Source organism: Cutibacterium sp. LaCa_286 (genome assembly GCF_057198075.1).
Genome location: NZ_CP191091.1, coordinates 1,523,188 through 1,541,710 on the forward strand (window position 1 = coordinate 1,523,188; position 18,523 = coordinate 1,541,710).

Sequence of the window (18,523 nt, forward strand, 5' to 3'; positions counted from 1 at the left end):
CAGTTCGCTCCACTTGCCTCCACCATACTCCACTACGCACCACTTTCACCTATCCCCCGTCCAGATGGGAGAAGAAATCAGACACAGGTGGACGCATCTCGGAGCGCGGGTAGGATCTGGTGGTCGGACGTGCCGGAAGAGGAGAAGGACAGTGATCGAGTCGGTGCAGGACCTCGTGACCGTGATGGATGACGTCACGGCCGCAATTTCCAGCGTCATTGATGGAAAGACCGAACAGATCGAGACCGCTCTGGTGACCCTGCTGGCCGGCGGCCACCTGCTGCTGGAGGATGTCCCCGGAGTGGGCAAGACGATGCTGGCTCGCGCCCTGGGACGCTCGATCGACTGCACCGTGCACCGGATGCAGTTCACTCCCGACCTGCTGCCCGCCGACATCACCGGCGTGTCCGTGTTCAACCAGCAGACCCGCGAGTTCGAGTTCAAGCCCGGGGGGATCTTCGCCAACGTCGTCGTGGCCGACGAGATCAACCGTGCCTCACCCAAGACCCAGTCCGCCCTGCTGGAGGCCATGGCCGAGCGTCAGGTGTCCGCCGATGGCGTCACCCACGAGCTGAGGCGCCCCTTCATGGTTGTCGCCACCCAGAACCCCATCGAGATGGAGGGCACCTATCCGCTCCCCGAGGCGCAGCGCGACCGCTTCATGACGCGCATCACCATGGGCTACCCGTCGCGTGACTCCGAGTTGGAGATGTTGGAGCGCCACGGTGCACACAATCCGCTGGACGAGCTGTACCCGGTGACCCACGGTGAGAGGATCACCGAGCTCATCGATGTCGTGGGCTCCGTCTACGTGGCCGATGTCGTCAAGGACTACCTCGTCAACATTGTGGCGGCGACCCGCTCCCACGATGCCGTACGACTGGGGGCCTCCCCTCGTGCCAGCCTGCACCTCATCCGCACGGCGCGGGCCAAGGCAGCCCTGGCCGGGCGCGACTACGTCATCCCCGACGACGTGCAGGCCATGGCCATCCCGGTGCTGGCACACCGTCTGCTGCCGTCCACCCGAGCCCAGCTGGACGGGATCAGCCCGGTGGACATCGTCTCGCAGATCCTCACCTCCACCCCCGTCCCAGAACAGGCCTGACGTCGTGGGACGGATCCCATCACGCACACCCTCCGACCCATCGGGCGTCCCCTTCAGCGTCACGACGCGAGGCTGGGTCTTCCTCGTCAGCGGTGTCGTCATCACCATCGCATCGTTGGGGATGGGGCAGCCGGACCTGGCATGGGTCGGGATGTTGTTGGTGCTCCTGCCCGTGCTCGGAATGGTGCTGGTCGCCGCCACCCAGCTGCACATGAGCTGTCAGCGTCGCATCGAACCGGCAACGATCGCCATCGACGAACGCGCCGAGGTGACAACGACCTTGGTGCGCAGGGCTGGGCTGCCAGTGGGGATCCTGCGATTCGAGGAAACCACTCCGCGCGCCCTGGGCGACGCGCCCCGATTCGCCATCCACACCCTGTCGGCAAGCTGGCGGCGTACCGTCCAGTACTGGTTGGAGGGGCAGGCTCGCGGCTACTACGGCGTGGGGCCTCTGCTGGTGCGCACCTGCGACCCGTTCCGGACGGCCTACGCCGACCATTCCTTCCGCACCGTCAACCACCTCATGGTCACCCCCAAGGTGCATCCCCTCGCCCCGCTCAACTCACTGGCCGGAGCCGGCAGGTCGGGGTCCTCCACCCCCCGCAAGGTCGGTGCCCAGGGCCAGGATGACATCCTGGTGCGTGAGTACCGCCAGGGGGACGACCTGCGTCGAGTGCACTGGCGCTCCAGTGCCCGCCATGACAATCTCATGGTGCGTCGCGAGGAACAGGCCTGGGACCCCTCCATCGCCCTGTTGCTGGACTCACGTGCCGCACGCCATACCGGCAGCGGTCCGAAGGCCTCCTTCGAGTGGATGGTGTCGGCTGGGGCCTCCATCGCCGATCACATGATCTCTGCGGGATACCGAGTACGGCTGTGTGATGCCGACCAGCCACTGCTGACCACCACGGGGGGATCGGTCGTCACGGCACGCCAGAACTCACTGACTGCCCTCACCATGGTGCAGGTCTCGGGCTCGAGCACCCTGGACGGTGGCATCACCAGCATCAGTGGCGGAGACTCCAGCGAGACGATCATCGCGATCCTGGCGCGCCTCACCTTGGACGACGTGGAGCGGCTCACCCGGGTGAGGGTGGGCCGTCCGCTGGCCCTGGCCATCGTCATGGACACCGACTCCTTCACCGCCCGCCGATTCCGGTGCACAGCCGAGGAGGCCGATGAGCACGAGAAGGCCGTGACCCAGTTGGAGGCTCACGGGTGGCGAGTGGTTCGTGCCACCAACCGCAGCAGCATTTCCCAGACCTGGTCGACCTTCGATCCCCAGGAGGACGCCCGATGACGGATCGCTCCACCACATCCAATTCCGCGACGCGGACACGCGTCGTCGTCATGCCCATCGTCATCTGTGTGGCGATCATGCTCGGCTCCCTGTGCTTCCTCCCCATCATCGACGACGCACTCCTGTGGGTCGTCATGGCAGCAGTCACGATCATCGTGGAAGCCATCTCCGCCGTGTCCCGCCGATTCAACACACCTGCCGGTGTCATCCACCTGTGGCAACTGTTGGGTGTGCTGGCGATGAGCTACGGGGCCGGGTTGTCGGCGACACGATCCCTGGGCATCGCAGGAGCCTGGCTGCCAGCGCTCAAGGAACTGTTCATCCACACCAGTACGGTGCTGCGCGTCTCACCTGCTCCCCTGCCTCCCGATCCGGGGGTGCGCTGGATCCTCACCGTCGTCATCGGGTTGGTGAGCGTGCTGGCCGATCTGCTCGTCATCAGCCTCGCGAACGCCGCATGGTCGCTCGCCGCCTTGCTGTCGATGTACCTCATTCCGGCGATCACGGACACCCGGGACGCGCCGTGGTGGACCTTCGTGGCCATGGCCAGCGCCTACCTGCTCATCCTTCTTGCCGATCAACTGATCGACAGCAGGCAGTGGACCCGCAATGTCACCCACGACTCCGCTCCCACGGCTCGACTGCGCGGAGCCTCGGGAGCACTTGCCGGCATGGGAACGGTCTTTGCCATTCCGGCACTGGCCCTGTCCCTGGTCATCGGTTCGGCGTTACCCACCTTCGGTCATGTCGAGATCGTCACGCCCCGCCCGCACGGCGAGGGACCGATCCAGTTGACGGATCCCACCCTGGACCTGCAGAAGAACCTCAACGACCCCTCGTCCGCACCCGTACTGAGCTACACCTCCCAGGCCAAGGACGGGGAATATCTGCGCATCGCCTCACTGACGAAGCTTGATGCCAGCGGATGGCATCTCAACCCCACCGACCTCACCAAGGAACAGCCCCAGTCGGTTCCGGGACTCACTGGCCCGAGCAGCACCCACAAGATCGACGTCACCATCCGTCACCTCGACTCGGAGTACCTCCCAGCGCCATACGCCCCCCTGTCCAGCAGCGTCGGCACCAACACATGGTCGTGGGATCCACAGACATTGGCAATCGTCTCCACGGCAACCAACCGGGCAGAGGCCACCCGAGGACTCAACTACTCGGTGCAGGCCACCGAACCCGAGCCGGACGCGTTCACCTTCGAGAAGACGGCAGCCGGCACACCCGATGATCCCGATCTGTACGCACTGCCCGACGACGTACCCGAACAGATCATCTCGCTCACCCACTCGATCACTGGATCCAGGAAGAACGCAGTCGCCCAGGCCACGGCGATCCAGGCCTGGCTGCGGGACACTGGACGATTCCACTACTCCACGACGGCACCACCGGGCACCGGCTACAATGTGCTCACGAATTTCCTCACCGACACTCACTCGGGATACTGCATCCACTTCGCCTCCGCCATGGCTCTCATGGCACGCATCGAAGGGATTCCCTCTCGAATGTCGGTGGGATTCCTGCCCGGTTCACAGAACGGATCACAGCGGCTCGTCAAAGCATCGCAGATGCATGCCTGGCCAGAGCTGTACTTCCAGAACTATGGGTGGGTGCGCTTCGAGCCCACTGCTGCAGTGGCCCAACCTCCAGCTTGGACGGTGGAGAATCCCAGACGTGCCGCCCCCTCGACCGCTCCGCAGAGCCCCGAGGCGAACAGGTCGAGCTCGCCCTCGACCTCGGCCTCGTCCCAGGCCTCCCCTGCTCCCTCCCCGGACGCCACGAGCCACGACAGCGATCACGGCAGTGGCGTGCCATGGACCGTGATCGTCTGGATCCTGGTCGTCATGGTGCTGCTGTGCGTGCCGATGCTCACGCGCATGGTGGTGCGTCGATGGCGTCTGCATCGCGACGACCCCGACGCGTTCGCTCGCGGCGCCTGGCAGGAGGTGCAGGCATGCTGGATCGACCACGGCCTGCCGTTGGCCCACGCCACGAGTCGTCAGCAGTGCCAGGAGATGGCCGGCGAACTGCCCGAACAGGCTCGTGGCGCACTGGAGCGGCTGTGTCTGCTGGATGAGCGAGCCCGGTACGCCCCGTCGATCGACCTCGATGACCAGGGTCGGGACAAGGTCGTCCACGACGTCGACACCGTACGCGACGCTCTGGCCCAACAGCCGAGTCGCCGGCCACACTGGCTGGCGGTGTGGATGCCAACCTCCCTCATCCGAGGTAGTCGCAGGTAGGTTCCGGAACTCAAGCCATTGCTCACAGCTCACCGCGGGAACGGCGTTGCCAGCGGTCCTCCATGCGCTGTGTGAAGGATGTTCTGGATTCCTTGACCGACTTGCCGGATTGTGCCCGCCCACTTCTGCCCTGACCAGCCGAGCCGTTCCTGCTCCGAGATCGGGAGCCCTTGGCGCCGGCATGTCCAGAACTCCTGTCCGCGTCCAGACCAGAACCCCACAGGACGCTCACGAACATGACGACGAACCCGGCAACACTCACCACCGGGCCAATGATCTTCGAATCGAACGGCACGGCGACCCCGATGACGAGCAGGATCAGACCGACGAGCACACCGCCCACTCGGGCTGCCGGGTGTGCGCCGCGCCGTCGCGACCTGCTGCGCGATGACCTGCGCTGGGTGCGGGATTCACTCTGGAAGTGCTGGGTGAACGTCGGATCGTCCTGGGCCAGTGACTTCTCGAGCTCGGCGAGACGCCTGCGTTCCTCTGCTGACAGTGCCACGTCGAACCTCCTGGGGACGGCCTTGACCCATTGATGCCAATTCCTGCGCTCACCCGGTGGGGGGCGAGCCCTGGCTCAGTGCTTCAAGTGTAGTTCCGTCTTTCACGTGATGGAACCACTGGCGCCTCGCAGGGACTCTCCCACCACATGTGCCCATGCACAAGGACTGTCATGGCATACTCATGCCCGGACGAACTCCATGGCGGAGAGACCCGACACAGCATCCCATCGTACCTTGCCAAGGACGAGCGACACCATGAGGAGGATCCATGGCTGCAGAACAGTTGCTGTGCACCCCGTTGGAGGGGCTGCACGAGAAGCTCGGTGCCAGCTTCACCAATTTCGCTGGCTGGCGAATGCCAGTGCGCTACACATCAGACCTCGCCGAGCACCGAGCAGTGCGCACCAGCGCGGGACTCTTCGACCTGTCGCACATGGGAGAGGTCCGGGTTGCCGGTCCGCAGGCTGGTGAGGCCTTGGACCACGCCTTGGCCGGCAAGCTCTCCAGCGTGAGCATGGGGCGCGCCAAGTACTCCCTGCTCCTCACCGAACGGGGCACCGTCGCAGACGACCTCGTCACCTATCACGTTGCCGACGACGAGTACGTCGTCATCCCCAATGCCGCCAATGTCACCACTGACCTGGCTGCCATCACCGAACGCTGCAGCGGATTCGACGTCACCGTCACCGACGAGTCGACCAGCACCGCCCTCATCGCCCTGCAGGGGCCGGCATCGGCCGAGATCCTGCTCCGGACGCTGGGCCGGGCAGACACCAGCCTCGCCCCGGACGAGGTCCGTGACCTCAGGTACTACCGGGTGCTCACCGGCACGTGGCAGGGTGCCGCGATCATGGTGGCCCGTACCGGCTACACCGGGGAGGACGGATTCGAGCTCTACGTGCCAAATGCACAGGCCGAAGCCCTGTGGACCAGCCTGCAGAACGCTGGCGGCGAGGGCGTCGTGCCGTGTGGTCTGGCCTGCCGCGACACCCTGCGCCTGGAGGCCGGGATGCCACTGTACGGCCATGAGCTCACCACGCAGACCTTCCCCTCCCAGGCAGGGCTCGGCAGGGTCGTGAGCTTCAAGAAGGAGAGCGACTTCGTCGGACGTTCCGCCCTGGAGGCCCGAGACGAGTCCGGTGACCGCGTGCTTGTCGGTCTGGCAGGTGAGGGACGCCGTGCCGCCCGGGCGGGGTACGCCGTCAAGGACGCCGCAGGCACCGAGGTGGGCATCGTCACCTCCGGGATCCTCTCCCCCACTCTTGGCCACCCCATCGCCCTGGCCTACGTCGAGGCGAGTCAGGCAGAGGTTGACACCGAGCTCAATGCAGACGTGCGGGGCAAGCTGCTGCCCATGACGGTCGTCGATCTTCCGTTCTACACACGATCCTGACGAGGTCCCAGCCCCGATGGGGCTCACACCTGACAGGATCTCAGGAGCTGATGAGACGTCAACCTGATCGGGTAGCAGGGATTGACCCAGCAGTGTCAGATCTGGTCCGGTACCTTCAGGGGTGGTGAGCATCCCACCGGACCACACCTTTCTCGAACCACACCTTTCCCAACCAGAGGAGAACATCATGGAACTGACCGATCTTCGCTACTCCAAGGACCACGAGTGGGTCGCCGTGGACGGTGACATCGCCACCGTCGGCATCACCACCTATGCCGCACAAGCCCTGGGCGACGTCGTCTACGTCGACCTGCCCGAGGTGGGCACCGAGGTCGAGGCGAACGGCGTCGTCGGCGAGGTGGAGTCCACCAAGTCGGTCTCCGACCTGTTCTGCCCGGTCCCCGGTTCGGTCACCGAGACCAACGAGGAGATCGTCGACTCCCCCGAACTCGTCAACTCCGATCCGTTCGGCGCAGCCTGGCTGTTCAAGGTCAAGGTCACCGAGATTCCGGACGACCTGCTCGACAAGGCCGCCTACGACGAGCTCACCAAGGAAGCCTGAGTTCACGCACATCCTTGGGGCTGCACGCTGAAGTGAGGAAAAACATGTCTGACTCCGAATCGTCCCGCCCGACACACGACTTCGTCTCACGACACCTCGGTGTCGTCGGCCGGGACCAGACGGCCATGCTCGAGGCCGTCGGTGCCGACAACCTTGACGACCTGATCGCCCGGGCGGCACCGAGCACCATCCTGGTACCGGTGGAGACCCCGTCGATCCCGCCAGCTGCCGACGAGCAGTCCGTGGCTGCCGAACTACGTCGGATGGCCTCGCGCAACCACCTCACCAAGGCTCTCATCGGACGCGGCTATCACGGCACGATCACCCCTGCGGTGATCCGTCGCAACATCTTGGAGAACCCAACCTGGTACACCTCGTACACCCCCTACCAGGCCGAGATCTCCCAGGGACGCCTGGAGGCGCTCATCGTCTTCCAGCAGATGATCGCGGACCTCACGGCCCTTCCGGTGGCGAACTCCTCCCTGCTCGACGAGGCCACTGCCGCCGCCGAGGCAATGCTGTTGGCCCGTCGAGCCAGCCGGAACAAGACGAATCGTTTCCTGGTCCACAGCGAGATCTTCGATCAGGTGCGTGAGGTCATGGCTGGCCGCGCCACCAGCCTGGGCATCGACATCGTCGCCGTCGACCTGCGTGACCGTTCCCAGTGGCAGCCAGCCGTCGAGGCCGGCTGCTTCGGGGTGCTCGCTGCCTACCCCGATGCCACCGGCGAGTTGTGGGATCCCTCGGAGGTCTTCACCGCCGTCAGGCAGGCCAAGGGCATTGCCGTGGCCGAGTGTGACCTGTTGAGCCTGGCCGTGGTGAGTGCTCCGGGTGATCTGGGAGCTGATGTCGCCATCGGTTCCTCGCAACGGTTCGGGGTACCGATGGGGTTCGGTGGTCCGAGCGCCGGTTTCATGGCCGTACGCAAAGGCCTGGAACGTCAGATTCCCGGTCGTCTGGTGGGCACCTCGGTCGATACGGACGGCAACCCGGCCTATCGGCTGGCCCTGCAGACCCGCGAGCAACACATCCGACGCGACCGTGCCACCTCCAACATCTGCACCGCCCAGGTGCTGCTTGCCGTCATGGCCGGCATGTACGCCGTCTGGCATGGCCCAGCCGGGCTGCGTCGGATCGCCACCGAGGTGCACGGGCGCACGGTCCGACTGGCCGACGCCCTGCGAGCAGGCGGCCTCACCGTCACCACGGCAGCCTTTTTCGACACCATCCGGGTCAATGTGCCGACACGAGCCGGTGAGCTGTGGAGCCGTTGTCGCGAAGCGGGGTTCACCTTGGACCTCGTTGACGACGACACACTGGGCATCTCGCTGGACGAGACCGTGACCGACGACGACATCGTCACCCTGGCCAATCTGCTGAGCGGTACCGGCCTGCCCAGTGGATCTGACTGTGCTCCAGCCACCGGCAACGACTCCACCGCCTCCTCGAGTGACAGCGCCGGCTCGGGATGGCCGCGGTCCTTGGTGCGCACCACCGAGTACCTCACCCACCCGGTGTTCACGAGCTTCGGCTCCGAGACGGCCATGATGCGCTACCTCAAGCGGCTCGCCGACCGCGACTTCGCCCTGGACCGTGGCATGATCCCGCTGGGTTCGTGCACCCTCAAGCTCAACGCCGCCATGGAGATGGAGGCCATCTCCTGGCCACAGTTCGCCGGTCTGCACCCGTTCGTCCCTGCCGAGGACGCCGAAGGGACGCTGCAGATGATCGACCAGTTGGAGACCTGGCTGGCCCAGCTCACCGGGTACGACACGGTGAGTCTGCAGCCCAATGCCGGTTCCCAGGGAGAGTACGCCGGTCTGCAGGCCATTCGTGGCTACCACCGTTCCCGCGGCGACGGCCAGCGCAACGTCTGCCTGGTGCCCTCCTCGGCACACGGCACCAATGCCGCCTCGGCAGCGCTGGCCGGGATGAAGGTCGTCGTCGTGGCCTCCGACGACGGCGGGAACGTCGATCTGGACGACCTTGCCGCCAAGATCGACGAGCACCGTGACCAGCTCGCCGCGATCATGATCACCTATCCCTCCACCCACGGCGTCTACGAGCCGGGTGTGCGCCAGATCTGCGAGATGGTGCACGAGGCCGGCGGCCAAGTCTACATCGACGGGGCCAACCTCAACGCCCTGCTCGGGGTGGCACGCCCCGGCGAGATCGGCGGTGACGTCTCGCACCTCAACCTGCACAAGACCTTTGCCATCCCCCATGGTGGCGGCGGGCCGGGCGTCGGCCCGGTTGCTGCCAAGGCCCACCTGGCAGCCTTCCTGCCCGGCCACCGGCAGATGACCCGCACCCAGCACCCCACTGCCGATGGTGGAACGATCACCCACGACGGACTGGCCGTCTCGGCATCCCCCTACGGTTCGGCATCGGTACTGCCCATCTCGTGGGCCTACATCCGTCTCATGGGGCTGGAGGGACTGCGCGAGGCCACCGGGCAAGCCGTGCTCAACGCCAACTACATCGCCCATCGGCTGCGCGACGCCGTGCCGATCCTCTACACCGGCAGCAACGACCTCGTCGCCCACGAGTGCATCCTGGACCTGCGTCCACTCACCCACGAGACGGGAATCACGGTGGACGACGTCGCCAAACGTCTCATCGACTACGGCTTCCACGCCCCGACCATGAGCTTCCCGGTGGCAGGCACCCTCATGGTCGAGCCGACCGAGTCGGAGGACCTGGCCGAGGTGGATCGCTTCTGTGACGCCATGCTCGCCATCGTCGCCGAGGCCCGCAAGGTGCAGGCCGGGGTGTGGCCCGCCGACGACAACCCGCTGGTCAACGCACCGCACCCGGCATGTCGACTGGTCGATGCATGGGACCACCCGTACTCGCGTCGGCTCGCGGTGTACCCCGGGGTGATCGCCACCCGGGAACGTGGCACGAAGACCGGGATGCACATGGGCCAGATCACCCGTATCCAGGCCAAGTACTGGCCGCCAGTGGGGCGGGTCGACAATGCCTACGGAGACCGCCACCTGGTGTGCACCTGTCCACCACCGGAGGCTTTCGAGTCGGCTGCCGCCGAGTAGCGATGAGGGTTGCCGCTCAGGTCGAGTTGTCGCTGAGCCGGTCGGAATCGGCTGACGAATCGACGACGAACAGGTGAGCTGGACCGGACACGGCTGGCCGAGTCCCGACTGGACCGAACCGCTCGAGCCGAGAGGACATGATTCGGGGCAGGACATGATTCGGGGCCCCCGACCCAACAGGTCGGGGGCCCCGAATCTCTCTGGGACAGAACTCTCCTGCCCTCGGACGATCTGTGCCCTCGATGGCTCAGTCACCACGAGGGCAGGATCGTCCTCCTACTTCATCATGCGATCTCGTTGGTACCACTGGTGCCGTGCTGCACCTGGATCTTGCGTGGCTTGGCAGCCTCGGCGACCGGGATCGTCAGGCTGAGGACGCCGTCGGAGTAGTCGGCGCTGATGCGGTCGGTGGCCAGTCCACTGCCCAGGTTGAGACGACGGGCAAAGGTGCCGACGGCGCGCTCACGGGACAGCCACTGGGCATCCTCGCCGGCATGGGAGCGACGCTCGGCACGAATGGTGAGGGTGCCCTCCTCGACGTCGATGTCGATGCTTGCCGGATCGACACCGGGCAGGTCGATGGCGGCAACGTACTTGTCCCCGTCCCGGTAGAGATCCATCGGCATGGCCACCGAAGCCGGCGTCCGAGCAGCCTCGGCGAAGAGACGGTCGATGTCGTGGAACGGGTCAAAGGTGCGGTTCATGATGTTTCCTCCATGTGGAACTGCTGATTCGCGGCCCTCTTGAGCCTTACAAACTCAACTTTAGACACCGTTCCAGAAAACACAAGTGAAAGTTGAGTCAGATCGACTCAATCTCTTGGCACTGGTGTGTCATCGGTCGGGATCTTCACAGACATGCCCCCTGAGAAGGACTCCCAGGCCCTTCCCGGCACAGGGCAGTGCAGCAACCCGCTGGAGACAGCTGGCATCGTGCGTGGCCCAGACCCTTCCCGGCACGAAGCTGCGGCTCCGGCTGGCAGAGCACCTGACGGCGACATAAAATGTGTCCTCACCCAGAAAGACTCTCGAGCCCGCGTACTCGAGAGACCCGCTGCTCGAGGATCGATCTTGCACGCTGACCCATCCCAGAAGATGTCGAACGCCCCTGCCGGACACACCCCCACTCCCCCCGACCTCCCCACCGAGGACGTCGTGAAGCGGGAGATGGCGATCGAGCAGGAGCACGTCGATCGCGTCCACGCCCAACTCGAGGTGGACGAGGCCAAGGCCCACAGGATGGCCCGGGCCAGCAACGAGATCTACCACTCCGACCGCACCACCTGGGTGCGCGAGGAGGACGGTACGGCGATGTTCGAACGCGACGCCTTTGCCTTCAACGCCGCGCGTCGACTGTCCATCCTCAGCTCCGAGCACGAGGGCTTGGTCTTCGGTCGTCTGGACCTTGCCGACGACGCCGAGGTGCGTCACATCGGTCGTATCGGGGTACGCGACGCCGACTACGAACCCTTGGTCATCGACTGGCGGGCTCGCGCCGCCGAGCCGTTCTACCGCGCCACCTCGTCGGATCCCATGGGGGTCGTTCGACGCCGAGTGCTGCGATGCCGTGACGAGAAGGTGCTCGGCATCGAGGACGACCTCATCGACACCGAGAACCCGTCCCACCTGCCGATCATTGGTGAGGGTGCCCTCATGGCGGCGCTCAGTCGGGCCCGTGACACGAAGATGCACTCCATCGTCGCCACGATCCAGGCCGAACAGGACGAGGCCATTCGAGCCCCCTACCAGGGGGTGACGATGATCACCGGCGGCCCCGGCACCGGGAAAACCGTCGTCGCCTTGCATCGCGCCGCCTATCTGCTGTACTCCCACCGCACCCGACTGGAGAACGGCGGCGTGCTCGTCGTCGGCCCCAGCTCGGTGTTCATGAACTACATCGAGCGGGTGCTGCCCAGCCTAGGGGAGGACTCGGTGACCCTGCGCTCCATGGGGCAGGTGGCCTCCGACGTCCTGGGGTTCAGCTCCGATCGCCTCGACGAGTCCCGGGCAGCCACCATCAAGGGCAGTCTGCGCATGGTCGACGTCCTCGAACGACTGGTGAGTCTGCCGATGACCGCCGATCCACGGGAACAGCGACTGCGCGTCACCGTCAAGGCCGAGGTACTGACGATTCCAGCGCAACGGTTGCGCACCACTCGCTCGCACATCCTGGGACGTCAGCCCTACAACCTGGCCCGTCACTCGGTCGAGCAGTCCCTGCTCGACCAGCTGTGGAACCTCATGCCCGCCGACACGATCGCCAGGTACGACCTGTCGCGGGAGGACTTCGACGAGCTCGTCACCTCGCAGGCCTCCTACCGCATGTTCCTCAATGCGTGGTGGCCACCACTGTCCGCCCCCCAGGTACTGGCCCGGTTGGAGCACGACGAGGTCACTACCGAGGTGACCCCGGACTGGTCACCGGAGGATCGGAGGGTTCTCACCGCATCCATCCCACCTGCCGATGACGAGGGGCGACGCACGTGGAGTATTGCCGACATCGCCCTGCTGGATCATCTCGCAGCGATCATGGGCCCTGCCCCGGTCGACCCGGACATCTCCGAACCGATCTTCCTCAGTGGTGCGCAGTCGGTCGACGAACTGGTGACGATCTCCGACGTCCTCACCGACCGTCGTGGGACCGACGAGACCGAACTTCATGACACCTTTGCCCACGTCCTCGTTGACGAGGCCCAGGACATCACACCGATGCAGTGGCTCATGCTGCGCAGGCGCGGTCCGCAGTCTTCGTGGACGATCGTCGGCGACCCAGCCCAATCGGCCTACCCGTTCCCCGAGGAGACCCAGGCCGCCATCGACGCCTTGGTGGGCAGCGCCCCGTTGCGCACCTTCCGACTGTCGAAGAACTACCGGTCCCCCGCCGAGGTCTTCGACCTCGCCGCCCGAGTGATCGTCACCGCCCAGCCGGATGCCGATCTGCCCGAGGCGGTGCGCTCCACCGGCGTCGACCCGGTGCGCACCATCACATCCCGGGCCCAGCTGGACGAGGAGCTGCTGGAGCAGACGAGGATCCTGCTGAGCCAGGTGGCCGGCACGGTAGGCATCGTCGTGCCGCCAGCGCTGGCCGACCATGTCGAGGAGACACTGCATCGGTTGCCCGAGACGAACGCCGTGCGCACTGCCCGGCAGGATGATCGGTTGCTCGTCGTGACGACCATGCAGGCCAAGGGGCTGGAGTACGACGCGGCTCTCGTCGTCGATCCCGAGCAGATCGTCGCCCAGTCTCCCGGAGGGGTGCGCGTGCTCTACGTGGCCCTCACCAGAGCGACCCAACGACTCGTCGTCCTGGGGGTGGCGGACTCGAACCGCCAGTCGGTGGACACCGAGCCCTGGCAGCAGGCCCTGTGGCAGGGATGAGCAGGCACAGAGACCCCATGCACGTGCCCCCACGCACCGGAGCCTCGTGCCACATCGGTCGATGACGTACTGGTGATGGGTGGCACCACACGCCCACCCCAACCGTCCGAATCCCGTGGCCGCACGACCTGTTGTGGGACCCGAGCCCGGCCGTCACCGCTCACACCAACCGTGGTCCAAGCCCCCGTGGCCGCCGCCTCAGGGGCAACCACGGTCTTCCGGAACCGACCGACGGGAGCCGATGCCGTACTGGACCAACGAGTGCGCTGGGGCCGATAGGGTGAAGTCATGACTTTCGACCCGTCCGACCCGGCCGGAGCCGACCTGCGTCACGCCGTCTCCTGCGCACTCACGTCCTTTCTCGACGGTCAGGAATCCGTCCTGGCGTCGATCGGCACCGAACTGACCCCGGTGCTGCAGGCGGCCCGCGACTACACGGCTGGCGGAAAACGTCTGCGCCCGGCCTTCTGCTACTGGGGGTACGTGGCTGCCGCAGGTCAACCACGCGATCCACAGGCCCTCATGCAGGCTGCGGCCAGTTTGGAGTTGTTGCACGTCTCGGCCTTGGTGCACGACGACATCATGGACCACTCGGACACCCGACGGGGCCTGCCCTCGGCCCATCGCCGATTCGAGGCTGCGCACCGCCAGAACCACGGAATGGGGGCGCCGGAGGAGTACGGACGAGACGTCGCCCTGCTGCTGGGCGATCTGCTCACGGTGTGGAGTGCCGAGATGTTCACCACCGCTGCGCTTCCCACCAGTGCGATGACCGCAGCCGCACCGATCCTGGCCGCGGTGCGTACCGAGGTGAACTGTGGGCAGGTGCTCGACGTCACCGCCCAGGCCGGTATGGCCGGCACCACCAGTGAATCCATGCTCGATCTCGTCGGCCGGGTGGTCGAGTACAAGTCGGCCTCCTACACCGTCGTGCGACCGGCGCAGCTCGGCGTCGCCCTGAGCACCACGAAGGAATCCCCCACTGTGTTGCTGACGGCGTTGCAGCAGTTCGGCTCGCCTCTGGGACGAGCATTTCAGTACCGCGACGACCTGCTCGGGGTCTTCGGTGACGAGCAGGTCACCGGCAAGCCCGCAGGAGATGATCTTCGCGAGGGCAAGCGCACGGTCCTGGTGGCCCATGCCCTGTCCCAGGCCACTCCGGACGATGCCGCCACCCTGACGGCCATGCTGGGCCGTGCCGATCTGGAGGACGACGACGTGCACACCGCGCGAAGGATCATTGAGCAGTGCGGGGCCCGAGCTGCCGTGGAGGAGACGATCCACACCGACCTGACGCGAGCCCTGGCCGTGCTGGATGCCACCGACATGACGGACGAGGGCAGGGCTGGCCTGCGCGCCCTGGCCAGGGCAGCCGTTGACCGGGCAGCCTGAGATTGCGTCAGCGCAGGCATTCACCGGCTGCCCGTGACTGAAGTACTCCTCACACCCCGAGGGACCACCCCGGCACGGGCCCCTGGCAACCAGGCCCCAACCAGAATGGCTGGTCGGGGAGACCACCCCGGCACGGATCCCGGGATTGAGGAATTCGCCCCTGATGGCGCCCAGCCCCCGGGCCTCGGGCCCGGAATACCACCAACGCTGGGCCTCGGGCCCGGAAGACCGACCAATCCTGATCCCCAGATCCGGGAGGATGACCGACCCCGGAGGGTGCTGGCCATCCCGACCCCCATCATCGACCTGCCGTGCCCCCACGGGGGACGAGGCGGAGTACAGTGGTTGCCCTTGTGTGCTGGCTGACTGACCCGTACCGACGGACCGTCCGGGGAGTCGGTTTTCCGGGCGAGTTCGACGGATCTCCGCGTCGCCCCGATTGCCCGTCACCCAACCGACGTACACTCAACCACAGGCTGGCACGGCCTTCTTCCCCGACCGTGTGTGAGGCGCATCGTGAGCATGACCATGAGTACCGACCCCTACGTGGGTCGTGTTCTTGAGGGCCGCTACGAGATCATGTCCAAAATCGCACGAGGCGGCATGGCCACCGTCTACCGTGCCCAGGACCGTCGGCTACGTCGCGTGGTCGCCATCAAGCTCATGCACGAGAACCATGACGAGGAGCTGATCCGACGCTTCGACACCGAGGCGCAGTCCGCCGCCCGACTGGTGAGCCCCCACATCGTCAGTGTGTTCGACCAGGGCGTCGAGGACGATCGCCCCTTCATCGTCATGGAGTACGTGCCGGGCTGCACCCTGCGCCATGTCATTACCCGGCAGGCTCCCCTGCCCGCCCACCTCGCCCTGGAATACCTCGAGTCGATCTCGTGCGCCCTGGCCAGCGCACACAACGATGGGCTGCTGCACCGCGACGTCAAGCCCGAGAACGTACTCATCTCGGACCGCGGTCGGATCAAGGTGGCCGATTTCGGGCTGTCTCGTGCCATTGGCGCCCAGACGATGTCCATCGACAATGGTCAGCTCATGGGCACCCCCAGCTACATCCCGCCCGAACTCGTGGAAGGAATTCCCGCCGATGAGCGTTCCGACGTCTACTCCACCGGCATCGTGCTGTTCGAGATGCTCACCGGAGACAAGCCCTTGGTGGGCGACTCCCCGTTCAGCACTGCCCTGGCACATGTGAGGCAGGACGTCCCGACGCCCTCGTCCTACCTGTCTGAGCACTCGAGGAACGAGAATCGTCAGCCCATCCCGGAACTCGTCGACGCCCTCGTGCTGGCCTGCACCTGTCGGGACCCACAGGGCCGGCCGGAGAACGGCCACCATCTGCTGGATCTGGTACGCCGTGCCCGGCACAGCATCCGTACCGGCACCATGGATCCCAGTCTGCAAGCCTTGATGCATGCCCGGCGTGCCCCAGGTGCCACACCGCACTCCTCGCGAGCGACGGCCGGACCGGGCAGGGATCCATCGGCCGTGGCATCCGGCCGGAGCATCTCCCCGGCATCGATAGGGCAGCCTCGACGGCCCAACAGCTCCGTCCAGACGCCGCACGCCGGGTACCGGACGAGTCACGGAACCCACGAGGGCAGTCATGGCGGTGTCGATCTGCGCAGTGGCACCAGGTCACCAGGCGAGCAGACGGCGGCAACTCGGCGTGGCAGTGATCGCAGACGCCCCCGCAGCACCGCGCGTGACGCCAGGGACGCATCGGCACGTGGCCCACATCCGGGTACAGCACCGCACCACGATTACGCTCCGTCGACGGACCCCACCCGGGTGCACCGCCACGGCCACCCGGCCCGACCTTCCGGTCAGAGGACGGGGTCAAACCAGAACCATGGGCGTCCCACCGCTGGTGCCACCACCGCCAAGGCCCCCTGGTACCAGGGTGCGCAGCCGGGGACGAGGACAAGCTGGCAGCAGACGCGCCATGGCGCCCGTACCGCGACCATGACGGGTGGCACACCTACCGTCTCGAGCAACGTCACGGGACGCCCCCTGAGCCGGGCTTCCTCATCCTCCGTCATGCCGGTGGATCAGCGCTCCGGCTCGCGGACGGTGTCAGCCTCCTCGGCATCGAGCAGAAACGTCAGGCAGTCGAGTGCTGCTGGCCAGCGATCACGACGCCATCATCCCGTGACCACGATGACCATCGTGGTACTCATCCTGTTCGCACTCCTGATGCTGCACTGATCCCACACCATTTCCAGCGTCCACACGGCAGTTCTGCCGTGTGGACGCGGCTCATGCCGGGATGGCCCCTGGCAGACAGCCCACGCTTCCTCCCATGCGCAACGGATGACCCCACCGAAGCACCTGCACTGCAGACAGTGGAAAACCACTATCGAGAGCGATGTGGAACCCAAAGTATTTGCGGTTTTCTTGTTGTATAGCTGTTATTTGTTCGACAAATGTGCCGCATGGCACAAGAAACCAAGGACCATAGGTTTGTTCTCCAAAGATTCTTTTGTTATCATGTGGTCATGGTCGGATTCCGTTCATCGCGTCTGGCATACGCGGCTCTCCTGCTCATGGCGATGCTGTGGGGTTCCACCCTCATCGTCATGAAGAACGCCTATGCCCACATGGACCCGGCTTCGTTGCTGTCGAGCCGTTTCATCATGGCCGCGCTGGCCTTCGGCATCGTCTTTCCCAAGGCGTGGAAGGCCTCATGGAAGACGATTCGCAGCGGAGTCGTCCTCGGCTTCCTCTTCGGCGCTGGCCAGATTCTGCAGGCCCTCGGACTGACGGGTACGACGGCATCGGTCAATGGGTTCATCACGGGCCTGTACGTCGTCATCACTCCGCTGCTGGCTGCCCTGTTCCTGGACAGAAAGGTCACCAAACCGGTCTGGGTGGCCGTGGGGTTCGCCACCGTGGGGCTTGGTTCGCTGGCGATCGATCCTTCTGCCTTGAGTACCGGTCTGGGTACCGGTGAACTGCTCACCTTCCTTGGGGCCGTCGCCTACGCCAGCCACATCGTGGCCACCGGTAAGTTCGCAACACCCAACAACGTCGCATCGCTGGGGCTGTACCAGACCCTCACCATTGCCGTCATGACAACACTGTTCGCAGCCCCCGGCGGAATCATCCTGCCCTCGGGGATCAGCGACTGGACCGCCATCGCCTACCTCGGCATCATCTGCGGCACGGTGACGGTTTTCCTGCAGAGCTGGGCCCAGACCCGCGTCGACGCCACCCGGTCAGCAGTCATCATGTGCACCGAACCCATGTGGAGTGCCGTCTTCGCGGTGGGGATCGCCGGAGAGGTCTTCACCGGTCAGATGATTCTCGGTGCGATCGCCATCATGGCTGCCATGTTCCTGGTCGTGCGGCCTGCCGGGCGTCGACGTGGCACCTTCGCCCCGACCACATCCACCATCCCGTCCCCGGCCCAGCCCGACATCAGGGCACCACGTCCGTCCTTGGACCGTCTGATCTGACACGATTTGGGCTCTGGCCCACGCTGGCGCGCACACTGACAAGGGCTCCCGGACATGGATGAGGCCCTGAGGACACATCCTCGGGCCTCCCGACATCCCAGACGACGGCAACC

The 18,523-nt window shown here is 65.7% G+C and carries 11 protein-coding genes and 1 pseudogene; 10 read left to right on the plus strand and 2 right to left on the minus strand.

Annotated elements, in window-relative coordinates:
* Nucleotides 1-184: 184 nt before the first annotated feature.
* Genes ACP8JZ_RS06555 through ACP8JZ_RS06565 form a run of 3 tightly spaced genes read left to right on the plus strand, consistent with a single transcriptional unit; the run spans nt 185 to nt 4,657 of the window.
* The gene (locus ACP8JZ_RS06555; RefSeq protein ID WP_036903176.1) at nt 185-1,105 is read left to right on the plus strand and encodes an AAA family ATPase; all 921 of its coding nucleotides are present in this window, start codon (nt 185-187) and stop codon (nt 1,103-1,105) included.
* A gap of 4 nt (nt 1,106-1,109) precedes the next feature.
* On the plus strand, nt 1,110-2,405 hold the full coding sequence (locus ACP8JZ_RS06560) for a DUF58 domain-containing protein (RefSeq protein WP_306517418.1): 1,296 nt from the start codon (nt 1,110-1,112) through the stop codon (nt 2,403-2,405).
* Nucleotides 2,402-4,657, plus strand: a complete 2,256-nt coding sequence (locus ACP8JZ_RS06565; RefSeq protein WP_484482283.1) for a transglutaminase TgpA family protein — start codon at nt 2,402-2,404, stop codon at nt 4,655-4,657. Before ACP8JZ_RS06560 ends, ACP8JZ_RS06565 begins: the two co-directional genes overlap by 4 nt.
* A gap of 22 nt (nt 4,658-4,679) precedes the next feature.
* On the opposite strand, the gene ACP8JZ_RS06570 is transcribed toward ACP8JZ_RS06565, so the two are convergent.
* Nucleotides 4,680-5,162: a DUF3040 domain-containing protein gene (locus ACP8JZ_RS06570; protein WP_306517420.1), complete on the minus strand. Its 483-nt coding sequence runs from the start codon at nt 5,160-5,162 to the stop codon at nt 4,680-4,682.
* Between the two features lie 269 nt (nt 5,163-5,431).
* On the opposite strand from ACP8JZ_RS06570, the gene gcvT reads away from it, so the two are divergent.
* The 3 genes from gcvT to gcvP all read left to right on the plus strand — a co-directional run bounded on the left by gcvT (nt 5,432) and on the right by gcvP (nt 10,171).
* Complete coding sequence (gene gcvT, locus ACP8JZ_RS06575) at nt 5,432-6,556, plus strand: glycine cleavage system aminomethyltransferase GcvT (protein WP_306517421.1); 1,125 nt, start codon at nt 5,432-5,434, stop codon at nt 6,554-6,556.
* 187 nt (nt 6,557-6,743) lie between these two features.
* Nucleotides 6,744-7,118, plus strand: a complete 375-nt coding sequence (gcvH, locus tag ACP8JZ_RS06580) for a glycine cleavage system protein GcvH (protein WP_021104299.1) — start codon at nt 6,744-6,746, stop codon at nt 7,116-7,118.
* Nucleotides 7,119-7,162: 44 nt separating this feature from the next.
* Entirely contained in the window at nt 7,163-10,171 is a 3,009-nt protein-coding gene (gene gcvP, locus ACP8JZ_RS06585) for an aminomethyl-transferring glycine dehydrogenase (RefSeq protein ID WP_484482284.1), read from the plus strand.
* 284 nt (nt 10,172-10,455) lie between these two features.
* Here gcvP and ACP8JZ_RS06590 read toward each other — a convergent pair whose 3' ends face one another.
* Nucleotides 10,456-10,875: an Hsp20/alpha crystallin family protein gene (locus ACP8JZ_RS06590; RefSeq protein WP_021105719.1), complete on the minus strand. Its 420-nt coding sequence runs from the start codon at nt 10,873-10,875 to the stop codon at nt 10,456-10,458.
* A gap of 450 nt (nt 10,876-11,325) precedes the next feature.
* Between ACP8JZ_RS06590 and ACP8JZ_RS06595 the strand changes: the two genes are divergently transcribed.
* The 4 genes and pseudogenes from ACP8JZ_RS06595 to ACP8JZ_RS06610 all read left to right on the plus strand — a co-directional run bounded on the left by ACP8JZ_RS06595 (nt 11,326) and on the right by ACP8JZ_RS06610 (nt 18,410).
* Nucleotides 11,326-13,548 (plus strand): HelD family protein, encoded by a 2,223-nt coding sequence (locus tag ACP8JZ_RS06595; protein ID WP_306517859.1) that lies wholly within the window; start codon nt 11,326-11,328, stop codon nt 13,546-13,548.
* A 288-nt stretch (nt 13,549-13,836) separates the two neighbouring features.
* On the plus strand, nt 13,837-14,940 hold the full coding sequence (locus ACP8JZ_RS06600; protein ID WP_306517858.1) for a polyprenyl synthetase family protein: 1,104 nt from the start codon (nt 13,837-13,839) through the stop codon (nt 14,938-14,940).
* A gap of 522 nt (nt 14,941-15,462) precedes the next feature.
* Nucleotides 15,463-16,515, plus strand: a pseudogene (locus ACP8JZ_RS06605) (protein kinase domain-containing protein); the annotation flags it as partial.
* 935 nt (nt 16,516-17,450) lie between these two features.
* The gene (locus ACP8JZ_RS06610) at nt 17,451-18,410 is read left to right on the plus strand and encodes a DMT family transporter (protein ID WP_484482286.1); all 960 of its coding nucleotides are present in this window, start codon (nt 17,451-17,453) and stop codon (nt 18,408-18,410) included.
* The last annotated feature ends 113 nt before the right edge of the window (nt 18,411-18,523 follow it).

Coding starts and splice junctions, on each gene's coding strand:
- ACP8JZ_RS06600 (WP_306517858.1), top strand. CDS start 13,837: ATGACTTTCGACCCGTCCGACCCGGCCGGAGCCGACCTGCGTCACGCC.
- ACP8JZ_RS06565 (WP_484482283.1), top strand. CDS start 2,402: ATGACGGATCGCTCCACCACATCCAATTCCGCGACGCGGACACGCGTC.
- ACP8JZ_RS06555 (WP_036903176.1), top strand. CDS start 185: ATGGATGACGTCACGGCCGCAATTTCCAGCGTCATTGATGGAAAGACC.
- gcvH (WP_021104299.1), top strand. CDS start 6,744: ATGGAACTGACCGATCTTCGCTACTCCAAGGACCACGAGTGGGTCGCC.
- gcvT (WP_306517421.1), top strand. CDS start 5,432: ATGGCTGCAGAACAGTTGCTGTGCACCCCGTTGGAGGGGCTGCACGAG.
- gcvP (WP_484482284.1), top strand. CDS start 7,163: ATGTCTGACTCCGAATCGTCCCGCCCGACACACGACTTCGTCTCACGA.
- ACP8JZ_RS06610 (WP_484482286.1), top strand. CDS start 17,451: ATGGTCGGATTCCGTTCATCGCGTCTGGCATACGCGGCTCTCCTGCTC.
- ACP8JZ_RS06590 (WP_021105719.1), bottom strand. CDS start 10,875: ATGAACCGCACCTTTGACCCGTTCCACGACATCGACCGTCTCTTCGCC.